The sequence below is a fragment of the Sodalis sp. RH19 genome, from assembly GCF_047324215.1.
Lineage (GTDB): Bacteria > Pseudomonadota > Gammaproteobacteria > Enterobacterales > Enterobacteriaceae > Acerihabitans.
This window is the reverse complement of record NZ_CP178734.1, coordinates 2,169,279-2,186,341: the sequence shown is the minus strand read 5'-3', so window position 1 is coordinate 2,186,341 and position 17,063 is coordinate 2,169,279. Positions and strand designations below refer to the sequence as shown.

At 51.8% G+C, this 17,063-nt stretch carries 12 protein-coding genes; 8 read left to right on the top strand and 4 right to left on the bottom strand.

Annotated features, from left to right (window positions below; translation table 11 throughout):
* The first annotated feature begins 18 nt into the window (after positions 1–18).
* Complete coding sequence (locus tag ACL2XF_RS09810) at positions 19–366, top strand: YebY family protein (protein ID WP_410015325.1); 348 nt, start codon at positions 19–21, stop codon at positions 364–366.
* Between the two features lie 1,627 nt (positions 367–1,993).
* On the opposite strand, the gene flhC is transcribed toward ACL2XF_RS09810, so the two are convergent.
* Together flhC and flhD are read right to left on the bottom strand one after the other, a co-directional pair.
* On the bottom strand, positions 1,994–2,542 hold the full coding sequence (gene flhC / locus ACL2XF_RS09805; protein ID WP_410016560.1) for a flagellar transcriptional regulator FlhC: 549 nt from the start codon (positions 2,540–2,542) through the stop codon (positions 1,994–1,996).
* A complete protein-coding gene (gene flhD, locus ACL2XF_RS09800; RefSeq protein WP_410015321.1) occupies positions 2,539–2,895 on the bottom strand; it encodes a flagellar transcriptional regulator FlhD in 357 nt (118 codons plus the stop codon). Before flhD ends, flhC begins: the two co-directional genes overlap by 4 nt.
* A 1,168-nt stretch (positions 2,896–4,063) precedes the next feature.
* Here flhD and ACL2XF_RS09795 point away from each other — a divergent pair.
* Both ACL2XF_RS09795 and ACL2XF_RS09790 read left to right on the top strand, forming a co-directional pair.
* Positions 4,064–4,933: a hypothetical protein gene (locus ACL2XF_RS09795; RefSeq protein WP_413728512.1), complete on the top strand. Its 870-nt coding sequence runs from the start codon at positions 4,064–4,066 to the stop codon at positions 4,931–4,933.
* On the top strand, positions 4,887–5,348 hold the full coding sequence (locus ACL2XF_RS09790; RefSeq protein ID WP_413728511.1) for a lysozyme inhibitor LprI family protein: 462 nt from the start codon (positions 4,887–4,889) through the stop codon (positions 5,346–5,348). The genes ACL2XF_RS09795 and ACL2XF_RS09790 overlap by 47 nt, the downstream gene beginning before the upstream one ends.
* 116 nt (positions 5,349–5,464) lie before the next feature.
* On the opposite strand, the gene ACL2XF_RS09785 is transcribed toward ACL2XF_RS09790, so the two are convergent.
* Positions 5,465–6,370: a LysR family transcriptional regulator gene (locus tag ACL2XF_RS09785; RefSeq protein WP_410015318.1), complete on the bottom strand. Its 906-nt coding sequence runs from the start codon at positions 6,368–6,370 to the stop codon at positions 5,465–5,467.
* A gap of 97 nt (positions 6,371–6,467) precedes the next feature.
* Here ACL2XF_RS09785 and ACL2XF_RS09780 point away from each other — a divergent pair, with 97 nt between their 5' ends.
* The 5 genes from ACL2XF_RS09780 (at position 6,468) to ACL2XF_RS09760 (ending at position 16,390) form a co-directional block, all read left to right on the top strand.
* Positions 6,468–7,094 carry a glutathione S-transferase gene (locus ACL2XF_RS09780; RefSeq protein WP_413728510.1) on the top strand — a complete coding sequence of 209 codons (627 nt, stop codon included), beginning with the start codon at positions 6,468–6,470 and terminating at the stop codon, positions 7,092–7,094.
* Positions 7,095–7,096: 2 nt separating this feature from the next.
* Positions 7,097–8,011 (top strand): pyridoxamine 5'-phosphate oxidase family protein, encoded by a 915-nt coding sequence (locus ACL2XF_RS09775; RefSeq protein WP_410015316.1) that lies wholly within the window; start codon positions 7,097–7,099, stop codon positions 8,009–8,011.
* Between the two features lie 172 nt (positions 8,012–8,183).
* On the top strand, positions 8,184–8,372 hold the full coding sequence (locus tag ACL2XF_RS09770) for a hypothetical protein (RefSeq protein WP_410015315.1): 189 nt from the start codon (positions 8,184–8,186) through the stop codon (positions 8,370–8,372).
* Positions 8,373–9,168: 796 nt separating this feature from the next.
* A complete protein-coding gene (locus ACL2XF_RS09765; protein WP_413728509.1) occupies positions 9,169–12,447 on the top strand; it encodes a hypothetical protein in 3,279 nt (1,092 codons plus the stop codon).
* Between the two features lie 391 nt (positions 12,448–12,838).
* A complete protein-coding gene (locus tag ACL2XF_RS09760; RefSeq protein ID WP_413728508.1) occupies positions 12,839–16,390 on the top strand; it encodes a hypothetical protein in 3,552 nt (1,183 codons plus the stop codon).
* Here ACL2XF_RS09760 and ACL2XF_RS09755 read toward each other — a convergent pair.
* Positions 16,376–16,909 carry a hypothetical protein gene (locus tag ACL2XF_RS09755; RefSeq protein ID WP_413722755.1) on the bottom strand — a complete coding sequence of 178 codons (534 nt, stop codon included), beginning with the start codon at positions 16,907–16,909 and terminating at the stop codon, positions 16,376–16,378. The two genes, ACL2XF_RS09760 and ACL2XF_RS09755, sit on opposite strands and share 15 nt — an antisense overlap.
* Between the last annotated feature and the right edge of the window lie 154 nt (positions 16,910–17,063).

Below are 17,063 nucleotides of genomic sequence, written 5' to 3'. Positions count from 1 at the left end.
CCAATAGTAGGATAAAACATGAAAACCCGGAGTATCGCGTTATTGCTGTTAGCCTTTACCGCCCAGGCGGTCAGCGCGGCGCAAATTATCACCGTCAGCAAGTTTCAGTTCGGCAAGCAATGGGCCTTTACCAAAGAAGAGGTGCAATTGCTCTGCCGCCCGGACGGCTCGCTGTTTGCTCTGAATATGAGCACCCTGATGCAGTATCCCCTCAATGAACCGGCCACCCGTGCCATGGCCAGCGGCCAGGTCAACGCGACGCCCATTGACGCCATCCTGCTGGACGACCCTGCTAATCCGGGGCACAAGATGAGCATCGCGCCGTTTGTCGAGCGCGCCGGCCAATTGTGCAACGCACCGGGCTGAGATGCCGGGATAGGACCCTCTTGCCGGCTGCGGGGCAGGGATATGTTTAGTGAGCTTATAGTTTAATATGTTAATAATTATAAGTGTGCTTGATATCACAAAGTTATCATTTGGTGAAACAATAGCGCCGGTAATGCGAGGCCGGCGATGGAAAAATCCCTGTGCGTCTCTATACTCATCAAGTGTAAGGCTAAACAGCTTACATTAATGCCAACTTTTAGCGCACGGCTCTCTCCCAAGAGCCATTTCCCTAGACCGAATATAGGAATCGTATTCGGTCTTTTTTTATGTCATTGATTTATATGAATAAGATTTGAACATCCGAAGTTGCCCGACATTTGTCCGAAAACTGATATCCGGTCTAAACTGACCCTACCCAGATTTGACGGACACGCTGTTAAGTGGGGTAAACTCATTGACGGAGGCGATCCATGACGAAATCGACAGCTGTTAAAAATAAGCCACGTAATCAATACACGCCCGAATTTCGCAAGCAAGCGTTGCCACTGGCCGATACCGTCGGCACAGTGCCAATGGTTGGCTAAGCCCGGAACAATAGGAACGAAAGAATCTCGCTTAGGGCTGTGTCCGTTATTGCTGGGTAGGATCACTGTTGCCCTACGCTGAAAACAGCTTCACGTAATCCGGGTGGGTAACCTGCGGCATCCTGCCGGCCCGTCGCTCGCTGATGGAAGAACACCGCAAACGGAACCTGTCTGGGTGTAAAAAAATAGCCGGACCCGACGGCCCGGCCGACAAGATTAGCCTGCAAAAACAACCCGCTAATAATGCAAAAAGAGAAACATGTGTGAGGCTGTATAATGACAGAGCGTGCCTCAATGGTTCCATAACGGTTCCCTATATTGCCAAATCGGTATGATGGGCACGGCAGTCAGTATCGTCAGGTCAATGTCGAACGGCAAGGCGAGTTCGTCATCCGCTTACCTATGAATCATCATGTAAAGAGCATGTTACGGGAGGGGAGTTACTAGGTTCGGCAAGTTAGTTTGGGAGAAGCGTGTCATAGATAATAATTCGTACCGTCCGCTTGAACAACCTTGGCATCCTCAATAATGTTGAGTATAGGCAAGACGGCCATCGTCATGATTTACGGTAGCCATTTTGTAGACACCTTTTCAAATGATCTATTTAATTTATTGTATTTATGGTTTTTTTTAACAGCGTGAAGAGTGTTCGATCTTTTTTTATGGAAAGAAGCGACGTGGTTTATCAGTTTCAGTCGTCTTCAGCAATCAAACGGAACCGGAGGCTGGATATTGATGACAAACTGGGATCGGTAAAGGGGGGCGAGACGGCTTGGCAAACGGGTATGGATTGCTGTAAACGGCAGTGAATGAAAGGGTGCATGAGGCCGATGCAGGAGATATGCACCCATAATGTAAATAGCCTGGTGTTTTAAGCCTGCTAGACGCGGAATCTTCTGCAACCAATCCTGAAAATTCACATGGCGTCAATATCAACGGCATTTAACGGCTTAACATATATAACAATGGCCTGAAGGGAAATGACCGGCCTGTTTGATTTTATGAAGAGAAGGAAAAGGCCATTTAAAATAGCCTTTATGCTTCTCATTAAGAATGATTGAATGTGACGATTTGGCACGCATTTAGTACTGTACCATCGGCAAGGCCGAAATGCTTTGCCGTTTTCTTACCGCACGCGACGGTGGTTGACAAAAGCTGCAGACAAATCCATGAATTGGATGATGGGCATAGGTAATAAATTTGCCATGGCAATGATTACACGACGTTAATTGCAGCATGCCGCTATTCATAAATCGCACCAAAATCCAGGCTCGGGTTATGCTCAGAAGCGGTGGTTCATTATCCAACAGCGGGCATTGTTCAAGATATAAACCGTAAGCCTGGATAATTGTCACGAGATCGCCGGCGTCACCGTTTTTCTTTAATACCTGAAATATATTATAAAATGTGGATGAGTGCATATTCTGCTCCCATGTCATATACCAGTCGGTAGAAAATGGCAGCATCCCTTTGGGCGGCGAGTTACCGCGCAACTCTTTATATAAGTTGACTAATCTTGCGCGGCTTATCTGCGTTTCACATTCGAGCATTTGTAGCCTGGCGCCCAGGGTAATAAGTGCTATGGCTATCTGGATATCTTTTGCTTCCTGGACAATGCTTTTGCTCATTATGGATGTACTTTTTTATGGGGCAGCGGTATTATTTTTGCGCTTGTATGTTTTATTAACGACCCAGACAGTAAAATACCTGTATGAAGTTGTTGCAGGTCGTCCACCCGAGAATCCCATGTTAACAATCTGATGGTTTGAGGCTCATCGAAACGAAACAAGCATAACAGCTGGCTGGCTTCCGATAATTTGGTCATCTGGGAGGGCAGCAAATTTTTCAGCGTATCAGCCATGGCGTCATCAATACCCAGGCGGAACATTGCCAGGGCCTTGTCCTGGTTTATCAGGAGTTGCGCCAGGTATAAATAAGAGAAGTTAAAATCATGAATATGTTTACAAATTTCTTTGCTATCCATTCTGTTGTCTCCTTAAAATCACAATGATCCTATTTATCAGCAACAACTGTTTGTATAATACACGCCAGCGCTTGGCGTAGCACAGGGCCATGGCGTTATTGAGGGTTGTTTCATTCTTCGTAAAACAACGCTTACCGCATAACTCAGCTCTCACGCAGGTGTCCGTGGCGCGAGCTGACAGGTGACCATTTTAGTAGTATGACGATTTAGCGCAATGATGGTGTTTTAGCGTTCAAGATTCCTTTTCGTCATCCCATATGAAGTTCATATGTAAAGTGAGTAATGATTATGTTTCTTAATGTTTTAAGTATAGCCCTATTGCGAGGGGAAATTTGCATTAAAATTAATTTCCCCTATAAAATCGTGTAATTATAATTTTTTTTTCGTATAATTATCATACAAATCAGATGCTAACCCTTCCGATTTATATTTCTATTTTTTATTAAAAATTAAAGTCACACATAGCCCTTGTAAATTAAAATTTTTTGTCGGATTTTTATTTTGAGTGCATAGTAATTCATTAAATAATTTTATTAGTGGCAAATATACGACTTAAGGGAAATATTTATACTTTATGTATAAAAAATAGTCAGGTCTTACGGGATGTTGTCTTGCGGCAGGCAGCCTGCGACCAAAATATTAATACACCGAATCAACCCGCGGCATAGTAAAACAGTGTTGCCCATGTTGGCATAGTGGGGCCGCTCGAATTTATTTTGTTTGCGGGATAAACCGTGCGGCTCGCCAAACTGCCTTGAGGGTTCTGGCATTCAACCCTCTCTAGGCAGCGACGGCGTTGACTTTTTTCCACCACAGCCGCGCTTGATCATGGGCAGCGCAGGGATTCAGGCACGGTTGGGTCAAAGGACCTGGCGCTGCCAGTATTGCTCGTAGCCCCGTTGTCGTCTTCCGCGCGATGATAGTGAATAAGACGCAATAAACAACGTCGCTATGAAATCTGTAACCATGTTTTTAAATGATCCGTAATTCATGTGAATATTAACGGAATTATTGATGATGGACATTAACCGGGAAAATATAAAAATTCGGTTTATTCATCAATGCTTCTGAAACGGGTTTGTAGAAAAATACATTTAGGGATGTATCTGCCACGGCCATTAAGTACATTGGAACTAAATCCGATAATTGCAGCAGTCAAATGGAGGTGATGATGCGTATATCAGGGTCCGTTGGTCATGGGGGAGTTAATAATCCGGCAGAAGTGGCGGCAGTGCAAACTCTGCTGCAAGCCAACGGGTTTTCAATCAGGAATGATGGCGCTTGCAATCATGAAACCATCCGGGCGATGAAGCGTTTTCAGACCACGTCTCCCCCTCATCCTGACGGGATGATCACTTCAACCGGCAAAACGCTAAAAGAATTATCCGCGGGTCGTTCACCTGACTCGCCAACAGCGACAGGCCAGGAAAGCGGACATGCTGATTCTGGGCGCCTGACGGTCAGCGCCGGGCAGGTGACATTTGACGCCGAAGGCAATGATGATCCCTCCAGTCTCTATTTTAGCCGGCAGCTGCATTGGCCCCAGGGTGTTTCCGGTGTGACCCTGGGCCGCGGCTACGATATGGGCGGCCGCAACAAGAAAACGATTTTTGCAGAGTTAATCCGTGCGGGCATTCCCGCCGACCGGGCAGAAATAATCTCGCGTGCTAACTTGCTTCAGGGGGTGTCCGCGCAGCAATTTGTACTCAAACATAAAAAAGAATGCGGCGTTATTAGCCGCGAGGCGCAGGCTCGCTTGTTCGAGATAGTATACCCGGCATATGTTTTGCGGGCCAAAGCGATTTATGAATATAAAACGGCGCGCTTCCCCGCAAGAACCGCCTGGGAGGCGCTGAAACCGGCTATCAGAGACATCGCCGTCGATTTTGTCTATAAGGGCCTGGGCTTCGAAAGAACAATGAAAGCCTGTATGGGTAATGATATTAAAGCTTTAATTCATTTCATTGAAACTAACGATCAGCTAAAGGTTTATGAAAAGGGTCGCCAGCGCGCGAATTACCTCAGGAAATATCAGTAATATCGAGGTTGAAATGGAACGAAAATGTGTAATGGGAACGATCGTTTGTTTCACATGCTTAAGCGGGGCAGCGCATGCGGCGGCTGATTGTTCGAAGAAAAACAGCGATTCTGAGGTATATATCTGTGCGTTGGATAATCGTGTGGCCGCCGAGAAAGCGCTTAACCGAGAATATGCCGCAGCGAAAAAACGCATCCGCGGCGTTTTCGCCAACGAAGCGCAGGTAAAAAAAGAATACCAGGCCGTATTTTTAGCGGCGCAGCGGAATTGGCTAAATTACCGGGAGAATCACTGCAAGCTGGTGGCCCATGTTGCCGAGAAAAACAGTAATCCGTATAAGGTTTTTACTAATGAATGCGTCACTAAACTTAACGAGGAGAGAGTGAAGGAATTAAAACGCATCCCCTATGATTGAACCAGAGGAAATAGCACTGGCCGAGGTTTGCGGCCAGTCTGCATAAGTAGGCCCCTTTTTGATGCGCATTTCCGCCTGGCGTGATCCGCATCATCTGTCAGCCTGGGGGGCGGCGGTTACATTCCCTGCGGCTGTATCGGCCCCAATCGGCTGAGCTGCTGATAAGCATAATCCCAAAACGCACGGACTTTTGGCGGCATGCGCTGCACATTATTCGCCACCAGCTGGACCGGCAGCGGCAAAGGTTCATATCCAGCCAGCAACCGGACCAGGGTACCGGCAGCCAGGTCGTCCGCCACCTGGTAAGACAGCAGCCGGGTAATGCCTTTACCGGCGCGCGCCGCCAGCAGCTGTGTTTCTATATCATTGAGCAGCAGGCGCGGCGCTAACCTTACCCGGTCGCTATTTTCATGCGGGCCGAAGCGCCATTCACGCAAAACGGGGCGTAGGGTGCCGACGATAGTGTCGTGATCGGCCAACTGCCCAGGTTCCCGTGGCTCCCCGCACCGGGCCAGATACGCCGGGCTGGCTACAATCACCCGTGTGACTTCGCCCAGCCTGCGCGCGACTTTGGATGAATCCTGCAAATGGCCGATGCGTATCGCCACATCAAGCCCTTCATCGATCATATCGAGATTACGGTCGTTCAGCAGCATCTCAATCTGGATATGCGGATAACGTTCAAGAAAGGACAGTACCACCGGCGCCACATGCCGGCGGCCGAACTGTACCGGAGAGGTGATGCGCAGCAAACCGGTGAGCTGAATTTCAGCGGTATCCATTACCGCGTCCTGGTAATCGTTCAACAGCGCGCGGGCGCGCTCTGCCAGCCGCAGGCCGGCCTCGGTCGGCGCCAGCCGCCGCGTGGTGCGCTCCACCAATCTGGCGCCGAACCGTTGCTCCAGCGCGGCAATGGCACGGGTTATCGCCGGAGCGGAGCGGTGCAGCTTACGGGCCGCGCCGGCCAGACTGCCGTGCTGGATTACCGCCACAAAAATAGTCAGTTCATCTAACCGGTCCATAAATTATTCCGATAAATGAAATTATCAATTGCCATATTCCCGCATTCTTTCTACATAACGCAAGAGTATTCTGGAGAGACCACATCAGGAGGTATTTATGCCAACGTTGCAACTTTACGCTACCCCGCATTCCGGGCACTGCCATCGCGTGGCCTTGCTGCTAGGTATGCTTAACCTTACTTATGATGTTATCGACGCCCCGGCCGCCCTACGGCGCACCGCCGATTTCCAGCGCCTGAATCCGGTTGGCCAGATTCCGGTATTGATTGATGGGGATAAGATCCTGACAGACAGTAATGCCATTATGGTGTACCTGGTAAAACGCTACGCGCCGGACAGCCACTGGTTGCCCGAGGAGGCCCTGGCGGCGGCGCAGGTACAGGTATGGTTGTCCAGGGCCGCCGGGGAAGTACGCTACGGTCCCGGCTCCAGCCGGATGGTGGTGCAATTTGCCGCGCCTGAGGATTATCCGGCGGCGCTGGCCATCAGCGGGCGTTTTCTGCCGCAGATGGAACGACATCTGGCTAAACGGGCGTTTTTGGCCACCGACCAGCCCACCATCGGCGATTTGGCCTGCTATAGCTACGTGGCCGCGGCGCCGGAAGGCGGCATTTCGCTGGCGCCCTATCCGGCAATCCGACGTTGGATCACCCGCATCGCCGCGCTGCCAGGTTTCTTCGCCATGCCGTCGCTGCCGCTGCCGCAAACCGCCCAGGAGGAGTGAGCATGTTTCATCCCGACGAATTGCGCGCCCAGGCGCTGGCCGGCTTTGCCGCCGTCAGCGGCGGCATTTATTCCACCATGCCCGAGCAGCACCGCGAATTTTTTGCCGCGCTGCCATACCTGTTTGTCGCGACGCTTGATGATCATGACTGGCCGGTTGCCACGGTATTTAGCGGTCCGAAAGGGTTCGTGCGCGCGCCGGACGCTACGCATTTGCGTATCAGTTCACAGCGCCGGTTGGACGATCCCGCCCAGGCCGCGCTGCAAACCGGCCGGCCAGTCGGCGCGCTTGGGCTGGATTTCAGCAACCGCCGCCGCAATCGAGTTAACGGTTTCGTCGGGCGCACGGATAAAAACCGCATTGAGATTATTGCGCGCCAGAGCTTCGGCAATTGCCCGCAATATATCCAGCGACGCGAGCTGTACCCCGCGCCCGCGCGCCTTTTACCCCTCGAGCGCCTCGGCGCTCTGGACCAGGATGCCAGAACCCTTATCGCGCAGGCTGATACCTGCTTTGTCGCCAGCGCCGCACACGTTGAGCTGGCGGAGGGCGGGGTGGACATCTCACATCGCGGCGGCAAGCCGGGATTTATTTATCTGGATGACGAAACGCTGTGGATCCCGGATTTTCGCGGCAACCGTTATATGAACACGCTGGGTAATTTACTGGCGCAACCGCGCGCGGCGCTGGTATTTATCGATTTTGCCCAGGGGGATATTTTGCATCTGCAGGGAGAAACCCGGATCGTCTGGCAGTTGGCAAGCGGCGAGAATGTACAGGGCGCGGAGCGCTACTGGTGTTTTAAGCTGGTCAGCGCCTGGCGTATGCGACAGGCATTGCCCTGGCGCGGGCGCAATGTGGAGTTTTCTGCGGCGACATTACGCACCGGCATATGGCATGATGATGACCGTCCGTAAGGATTGACCCGCTTCATTACCCGGTTTTAAACGGGCGCACCGCATCCCTTAACGACCGTCCCCGGCGCTGCCGTTGAGCCGTTGGGTGAATGTAAGACGGGAACCTGTGCGGTATTACCAAACAGCGGTGCTATAATGGGCAAGACAAAATAACGCGACTTAGGATAAAACAGTGGAATTTACCACCGAGAAAACCAGTAACGGTGAGTTATTAACCATAACTCTGATAAGCAAAATCGGCGCCGAAAATTACCGCGCACAGGAGAGCATACCGGTCATGTATGCCGACGCCGATGAAATCCGGCGTGCCAAAACGCGATTGCTCTCGCACTTTAACCAGCGTAACGAAGCTGCTGACTAAAACACCGCGCTATGCCAGGCGAAACACCTCCTGCGCGGACTTAAGCGGCATGCCACAATCTACCGCTAGCCGCCCGCGATCGGTACTTAATTCCTATTGCGCCGTGATGCCCGGCGCGAGGTTAATTTGCCGCGTCATCCCTATTAAGCCTGCTAAGGCGGACAGGCGGCGTGCTTGTGGTTGATCGCGATTTCCCCGGCTCAGGCACGCCTGGACAACGGAATAAAGCGAGGGTTAATTCCCAGGGTGCTGATGCAATTTGTTTGATGAATATATAATTATTAAAACAAACTGAGTGATTATAAAAATAGACAAAATGGCTTTATGTCTCGGTGAATAACTATTGTAATACTGGCTTGTGTGATATTTCTAATGAGCGCCAATAGTTATGTGATAATGGCCATTCTTCTATTTTTCCTCATTATTCAGGATTAATATGTATATATCTAATAACGCCGAAACAATTACATCGTTAAATGAATTGCTAAAAAATGAAACCACCAATGAAGGTATTGTAGAAACCAAGAAATTATTCAGCGCCATCAAATCTTTGAATAATACCGACCCAGTACCGGCCCACCAGTTCATCCGACCCAGCAAATCCAAATCCACGCTGGGGCATAACCTGCTGCGTTATTTGTACTTGTCTCACTCTATGCTGCCTGATACCCCTAGGGTTGATGGTAACGTCTCTAACACATCTCGGTTTATCGCCGTGCCGGGAGTCTATCATGACGCCTTATCGCGTCCGGACAGGATGAACAGCACTGCTCATTATCCTGTGGATGCCAATGCAATGTCTGTTACAACCTTAGCCGTCCCCGCCCGCACAGACACCGGCGCGGTATCTTTTCCTGGCGGCAAATGCCAGCCGGCGGGCCGTAAAGCCGCACACAGGCCGTCGCTGGCGAAACAAAATGAAAATGTCGCCAATTATTTGCAGGTCGTCTCCCGGCAGGGAAAGGACGATGGCGCGCAAATAGAATCACTGATAAACCGGGTGATCGATTGCCTGCCACTGCCCGGAGAATACTTAGCGGGATTAACCCGGGTATTATTGCGTAATACCGGTGAGTTTGGTGCCCAACCGGGGGAAAATCTCAGCGTTAACTATCAATTGAGGCAGGTAAAAAGCTGGGTTGCCGGCAATGTGCTCAACGGTACGGTGGATAATTTTATCGCGCAGATTATTCTTAATGCCGGGGCGGGGAAATATGGCGAAAAACCCCGTCTTGCGATTGATATTGCTGGATTAAACCGTAAGATTGATCAGCATTTTGCTATGTTCAAAACCCTGACGGCGGCTTCGGTCAACTTTATTTTTAACCACATCATCGTGCCTGTTATGCCCACGCTTGGCTTGCCGGCAGATAATACCGCCGTAAAGATGAATGATATCGGGGACATTGATTGGGTCTACCTGCACGCAGGCGCGCAATTTGCTCAGGAAATGCATCTTGACGCGGAGCAATGGTCTAGACAGGCGCTGTCATCCTTAGGTTTAGCCCTGGAGGCCATGCTGCTTTCCGATACGGTTTCGCCCGGCCTGATCCGCTTTTTCATCCGTCCCGCCTGCATTTATTTCCTGGTAAATAAAACTGTTGACGGCAAACCGGTAAACGATAGGTATGTTATGGACGACCCCGCCGTCAGGCGGCTGGCGGTGGAGCAGTTCTTCGACGATAGCCGGTTGCTAAAGGAACGTAATAATCCATTCAACCAATTCAGCGAGGCCATGCGGGGTTATCGCACCCGTACCCAATTAGCCGAAGATATTTTACATCAGCGCTGCGCGCCTGAGGCTACCGGTCATTACGCCGTTGATGTGGAGAGCTATAAAAATAATCACGATGAGTATAGCTGTTTAAAAAATAGCGCGGGTGCTAATCCTCTCATTGAGTTATTGCCTGATATTAATGAGCTGTTTCGTAAACAAAATCAACATATCGTCGACTGTTTCCGCGCGGTGGACGTGCTGACGCTGGCGGAAGCCTTTGCCACGCTGTCCCCAACGGATTTGCAACTGCTTAAAAATAACACCGTTAAGGTGGCTAGCGCGCATTTTTCCGCTTATGACCAATATCGAGGCGTGTTGGGAGCGCATACCATTCCACGTAGTACTTATATCATTCCCTTATCGGCAAGCGCGGTATTGTTCTCCACTACTGGCGCTGATGAACACATTTTTGCGCTTGACCGACGCGATACTTCCTACGGCTTAAAACGCATCGACCGCGACCCGCGTCATTATTATGCGTTACTGGATGACATCACGCCGCGTAAAGACCAGGATTATGTCCTGAAAATCATCGCGGGCGCCAGCGAGGCCGCGACATTAAAAAAAACAGGGCAACAACTGGATGATTTAATTCTGAGTTTGTCCAGGCTGGCGCAGGATGATCTGCGACTGCAACTGGATAAAGGCGGTTACGACGCCACCACTCAGGAAAAGGTGCTGCAGGGGATAACGTCTTTAGTACCGTTGCATGATTGTATTTCCGGAATTATCGCCCAGTCGAGGGAAGCGGTAGTTCCCTGCCTGTTTGATGTTTTCAGCCTGATGCCATTACTGGGTAAGGCGGGCTCGTTGGTTTCCCGTATGGCCCTGAAGGGCGGCATAGGGACCGCCGGAGCGGTGCGTATCAGCCTGGCCAGTTATGCGGCCAGGATGTCCCTGACCGAAGCGTTAACCGCCGGTGCCCGGCATTTTGTCCGCCACGCCATGGTGCCCGCCGCCGGCGAACTGAGCCAAAAGGCGCTTATCAGCCTGGCGGTGGACTTAGCCCGCTTTGCCGATCCCGCCATGGTGGAGGTCATGTTCCATGCCGGGGCGGCAGTGAACCGGCGGCTTGTTGCCGCGTTAAAAACCGTCGCCGGGTTTATGCCGGACATTGCGCCCATCCTGCCAAAACTAGACGTGCTCGCACATGCCGGCGGTAACGCGGTAAAGCCCGTTGTTTATAAAACCGCACGGTTGAAAGGAACCCAGCGCTATTTCCCCATCATCCCGTTAAACGGCGATACTTACCGGCGCAAAACCATTTATCTCCTGGTTGATTCCCGGTCGGGGGAGGCGAGCGGCATAAAATATACGCTGACGCGCAAGAATGAACTGGTTAGGGTACCGAAAAAAGCGGCGGTGAACCTTAAAAATATATTGCAGGAAGGGCTAGGCGGTAAAGGGAGCGGCAAGGCGGCAAGAGTGTGGAATACGCTACCCAGCTATGATGATTTAATCGTGATGCCATTGCCGCAGTATCCTAATCCGCAATATCTTCAAATTGAAAGCTATGGCTCCCGCGAGGCTGAGACCATCCTGTTTCCCGAGCATGGCATTCCATTGCAGCAAACGCCGTTGGATCGCAAGGCATATATTGAGGTGTTTGACGCCCTGCCGACTAACCAAAAACTGGCCATGCGGGTATGGAGCATGATAGAAGGCGATAAAACCCGTTATCACGATGGCAAAAAAAATCTGGCGCAAATAGGGCTGTCCCCGATCAACGCCGAAATCAATGTTCATCTGCATCAAAACCATCCGGCATCACGCTGGGATCATGCGGAGAGAATGGTATTTATGGGCTTGCTGGACGCGATTGCCAGCCCGCTGCCCCGCCAGGGCGGTGAGTATTTGCGCGTGGCTGAGTACCAGGCCAATCAGGTTAATCCCTGGGGCGACAGTCTGGGACCGGGCGAAATTGTGACTAATTTTCCGGCATTAATGAGCGTCTCCTCGCAGGATACCTATACACGCTTGTTTACCGAACAGACCGCCGAAGAAGCGGCGGAAAACCAGGTGCAGGCATTGATTTATTATAAAATCATGGACGGTGCCACGTGCCTTCCACTGCCTTATCCGATAGCCAGTACCGTCGTCACCGAGCAGGAATATCTCTATCCGCCACGGTCGTTTTTCCGTGTGGAAAGTGTTAGCAGCGTAACATTGGTCGGTGGTGAGATGTATCCGGCCAAACGTGTGGCGGTAGTGTTGCGAGAAATTAGCCAGCCAGTGGCCGCCGCCAAAAATCTTTTTACCGGCCAAGCCATTCATTTTGACCTGCCTGGCGCGCCTTAACCCCGAGCCGAACAGGTTTAACGCCATTTTACGTTTAGTGTGACCCAATATTTAAAGGGATCGGCTTAATGTCAGGTATTTCTCATAACCCAGCGCTAGCGATACGGCGACTTATCGCACCGGCGAGCACGTAATGCAAAATATTACATTCTAGATATATCACTTGTTAATAACTTCATAAGGCATGCTCTTTATTTAATAAGGAAATCGAATGGGATTATTCACAGTTTATAGACAAGCAAATCAGTCGGCTATTAATCAATTATTATTGTCCAATGACATCACCTCCCGCCAGCGGCAAAGTGCCGAAATGCTTTTCGGCGTATTAGATTTCGCGCGTAATGATTCCAGCTTATGGGTCGCGCCGCCCGCAGCGTACGCGAATAACTCTGTGAAAAACATCGGCGCGAGACTGCTTTATGCCTATGGTTTGCTGGTGCGCCCGCATCAATCATCCGGCGCGCCGCCGGGGGATGCCGCGGGGAAAAACGCGCTGGCGGGGTATAAAATGCCCCAGGCAACCGATGTGTCGCCGGAATATACCGAAACCAGGGTGCGGCGTGATTTACCTCTGACCGGAGAAGGGCCGGATCCTCATACTGCGGAGGATATCCGTGCGGCACGGTATATCGAACAGCGTAATAAGGGCTGGTCGAATAATAAACCTATCATCGACTTGAGGCGGCAAAATGAAAATATAGCCAGGTTACTGGATAAGCTTTCAGGGCATGCCATGGCTACCGGCAACCCTCAACTCCCTCCGGCAATGAATCTCGTGGCCCAAACGGCGCGTTTTCTTATCGCCACACCCGATGGAAGGGCCAGGATCGCCTATGTTTTGTTGCTGGATTCCGGTCTCTACGGCGCTTCTCCGGGTGAAAGGCTGACCAGAAACGCCATGAGCAAGGTGGTGAGTGACTGGATGGCGGAAAATATATTCGGGGCGGATATCGAAAGCTTCATGGCCCGGAAGATGCTGGGTCTCCTGGCGTCCGGGGCACGGGATCCGGCCTTTGGTTCAGCAGGTTTAAATATGGAGGCCGGTCGCGGCGTCATTAACAGCATGCTTGCCTTATTCAATGGCGACGGGGCGGCTTCGGCCGGTTCGGCGGCAACCGGTGAATCACCCTGTTATCGTTACCTTATCGATCATATTGTCGCGCCGGTCCTGCCGACATTATTTTTTTTCCGGGAGGATATCCCCCCGCAGGCGCTTGTATTCGGCACGCTGGACTGGTGTTATCTGCATATCGGACTTACTTTTGCCGCTAAAAGCACGGTGGACATCGGCGATATGGCGGCGGCCGAAGTCATCGAAATCGGCTGCACATTATCGGCGCTGATGATGATGGGATCGCTGTCCGCCGGTCTGATTGATCTTTTTACGTTCCCCGCGCTGATGCACTATCTGAGCGCCAGGCTGGATGAAGACAGGGATGCCGCCCGTAGGATTGATGTGCGCGCGGCTGCTACCCAACAAGATGCGCTGATGCTTTTTTTTTCATCCGGCAAAGCCAGGGAAAAAGCGGTTAATCCGTTTAAACAGTTCGGCGACGCTATAAGTGGATATAAGTCGCGCACGGAGCTGGCCGGGGACCTCTTAACAAAACATTGTGGCGGCCTGACGAAGGATGAATCTGCGCGCAGGGTGGCCGTTTACAAAAGCTATCCCGGCGGCTACGCCTGTCCGCCCGGGGCCGCCAGCCGCCAGAGCGCTAAGTCTTTGGAGAATCTTCCTGACCTTAATAAGATTTTCGCGGCGCAAAACCAGGATATTGCCGATAAATTCGCCATTATCGACCGTTTGCTGATCCTGGATGCCGTCACGTCGCTGCCGGCGCCGGAGCTGCAATTTTTCACCATGTCGACAATCCGCCGGGCGGGAGCGGATTTTTCCGAGCTTAATCCCCAGACCGGCCTGCCGGTAGAATATTTTATCGTCGGGGCGAAACCTGCTGTGCCGCTTTTGCCGGGCATCGAACTTTTGCTGGCCGTCAGCAACGGCGAGGAACGGATTTTTGCGTTGGGGCGCGATGAATCGGGCTATTGGATCAGACGCATCGATCGTGATAAGCAGAATTATTATTCTTTGATGAAAAAAAATCTGGCCGGGGCGGATAAAAATTATCGGCTTAATATCTACGCCGGTGAAAATGCGCAAGGCCTCTATAAAACCCCTGAAGAAACGTTGGCCGCGGTTAGCGAAAGACTGGTGAAGCAGCATAGAAAAAAACTGGCCGCACAGCTCTATACCCAGGGATATGAGGAAACCACGCATGAAGCATTCAGACGTTTCCTGCTGTCGTTTATTCCATTTTATCATTGTGTCGAATGGAACCCGCACCGGCAGGAGGAGGCCCTAATCTCCTGCGTTGTGGACGGCCTGAATTTCATCCCACTGGCGGGGCAATCCGCAGCGTTGTCATCACGGATACTGACAAAAGCGGGGATGGGCGGCCTGGCCTCAATGCGTGTGGGGATGGCCGGCTTCGCAGGTGGAAATAGCCTGAAAATCGCCATGGGCGCGGGGTTGCGATCCTTTGCCAACGTGGCCATGGCCACCTTGGCCGAAGAGCTTGACCGCAAGGCATTGACCAGCATGCTGCTGGCTTTGGCCCGGTCTTTAGACCCCGGTATTGAAATGGCGGGCATGCTGGGTAAAGCGTCAGTGCTGCAGGTACGTCTTGCCGCCAAATTACTGCGCGGCCATAGCCCGACCATGGAAAAGCTGATGCTGAAACTGGACGGCAGCGCGCTGAGCGACGCGCTGCCCGCCGGTATCGAACATTTTGAAACCGGGCGCCTGGCGGGATTCGAGCGTGATATCCCGATCGTCAGACTGGGTGGTGATCGTTATCTTGGCCAGCCGGTCTATGTCAGGATCAATCCGCAAACCGGCGACCGCTTCGGGATAAAATATATTCTGGCGCAAGGTAACAGGTTGGAGGCTGTGCCCGTAGCGGCGGCAGCGCGCTTAAAAAATATTCTGCATACCGGTCTGAGCGGCCGTGGCGCGGGCCGGGCGGCAAGACTCTGGAACCAACAGGCCAGCGTCGATACCATGGTGACTCATTCTCTTTATGGCGTAGAGTGTACGGCGCATATCTCGCGTTATGGCGATCCGGGAAGCGAAGCGCTATTGTTCCCTGAAATGGGTATTCCCCTTACCCAGGCTCCCCTGGATTACGCGCAATATCAGGCTGTCTATCAAACCCTGTCGGTAAGTCAGACCATCGCATTGCATTTGTGGTCGTTGGAGGCCAATGGCATAAAAATATATAAATACAATAACCTGCTGTTGGATCTGACGGGTTTTTCGCGCGCCAAAAGCAGCATCAATGAAAATCTGTGGCATCAGGTACCGCTGGAGAGGTGGGCGCAGACGGACCGGTTACTTTACGAGGATTTAACCGGTGCCCTGCAACACCCTTTTCCCCGGCAAGAGGGAAGCTATCTGGCGGTGGGACAGTATCCGGCAACCGAGAGCATTCCCTGGGCGGATATCATCGCCCCAGGGGATATAGTCACCAATTATCCTACCTTTCTGACCGTCGCGCCCGGGGATAATTTTGCCAGGTTATTAACCGCCAGCGCCGATCGGCAAGGATTGGCGGGCGACCAACGCAGGCAGGCCATTGTGTATTATAAAATTGAAAACGCCCGGCAGGCGATACCCTTGGTAATCAGAGGCGATAATAATCAGATGGTGGGTCTCGAGCATATCTACCAGCCCGATCGTTTTTTCCGGGTTAAAAGTATCTCAACCGCCTATTTGATAGAGGGACAAATCCACCCTTCGCGTCGCATAGGTGTGGTTCTCGAGGAATTGATTGGACCGGTAAACGAGGCGAAGAGCATGTTTACCGGTGAAAATGTGCCCGTCGCCAGCATGGAGTGGGCAAATATCGTAAAACGATACCATAAGCCATTACTGTCTATCTGAGCCCGGTCCGGCGACACGGGTATTGACCCGTGTGATAAAATCCGCCTTTTCCACGGGCTGCGTCTCCAGCACCTGTTTCAATACCTCATAGCAATCCTCAATATGGGCGTTGCCGAGGACTTTCATGGCGCTGAAACTCAATCCCGCGGCGGCGGCCTGGCCGATAATCGGCACATAACGGGCCACCGACTTGGTGGCCACCCGCACCCCCACTCGTTTAAGCACCATTTTTACCAGCTCACGGGTGACGGTGCTGCCGATAAGCCGGCTGCCAATACCGGTGATCGCCACCAGGGTGTATTTTTTGCGGTTGGGATGCAATTGCTCAATCTGCGTGGGCGACAGGCCGAATTTCTCGTTAATGGCCGGCAGCAGCGCCATCAGCAGCGACACATCGGTGCCGATATCGAAACCTGGGATGGGGATAACCGCGGCTCCGGCGGATAAACCGGCGCGGCGGGTGACCATTTTTTTACATTCCCTGCGCACCTGTTCCAATTCAGCCAAACTGTTGATCATAACGTATTCCTGTAGCGCTGATAAAACATACCCATAAGCGGCCGTTCGTGGCGCCCGCGGCTATCGTAGCGATAGGTTGCCGCGTTGGCCGGGATCGGTAGAATAGCACTCAACCCTCAGTAACATATTCCCTGACTGTCTTTAGTCGTCAGCC

Excerpts from the sequence above, each read along its gene's own strand:
- ACL2XF_RS09785 (WP_410015318.1), bottom strand. The coding sequence starts at position 6,370 with ATGGACCGGTTAGATGAACTGACTATTTTTGTGGCGGTAATCCAGCAC.
- ACL2XF_RS09775 (WP_410015316.1), top strand. The coding sequence starts at position 7,097 with ATGTTTCATCCCGACGAATTGCGCGCCCAGGCGCTGGCCGGCTTTGCC.
- ACL2XF_RS09755 (WP_413722755.1), bottom strand. The coding sequence starts at position 16,909 with ATGATCAACAGTTTGGCTGAATTGGAACAGGTGCGCAGGGAATGTAAA.
- ACL2XF_RS09795 (WP_413728512.1), top strand. The coding sequence starts at position 4,064 with ATGATGCGTATATCAGGGTCCGTTGGTCATGGGGGAGTTAATAATCCG.
- ACL2XF_RS09765 (WP_413728509.1), top strand. The coding sequence starts at position 9,169 with ATGTCTGTTACAACCTTAGCCGTCCCCGCCCGCACAGACACCGGCGCG.
- ACL2XF_RS09780 (WP_413728510.1), top strand. The coding sequence starts at position 6,468 with ATGCCAACGTTGCAACTTTACGCTACCCCGCATTCCGGGCACTGCCAT.
- ACL2XF_RS09810 (WP_410015325.1), top strand. The coding sequence starts at position 19 with ATGAAAACCCGGAGTATCGCGTTATTGCTGTTAGCCTTTACCGCCCAG.
- ACL2XF_RS09790 (WP_413728511.1), top strand. The coding sequence starts at position 4,887 with ATGAAAAGGGTCGCCAGCGCGCGAATTACCTCAGGAAATATCAGTAAT.
- flhD (WP_410015321.1), bottom strand. The coding sequence starts at position 2,895 with ATGGATAGCAAAGAAATTTGTAAACATATTCATGATTTTAACTTCTCT.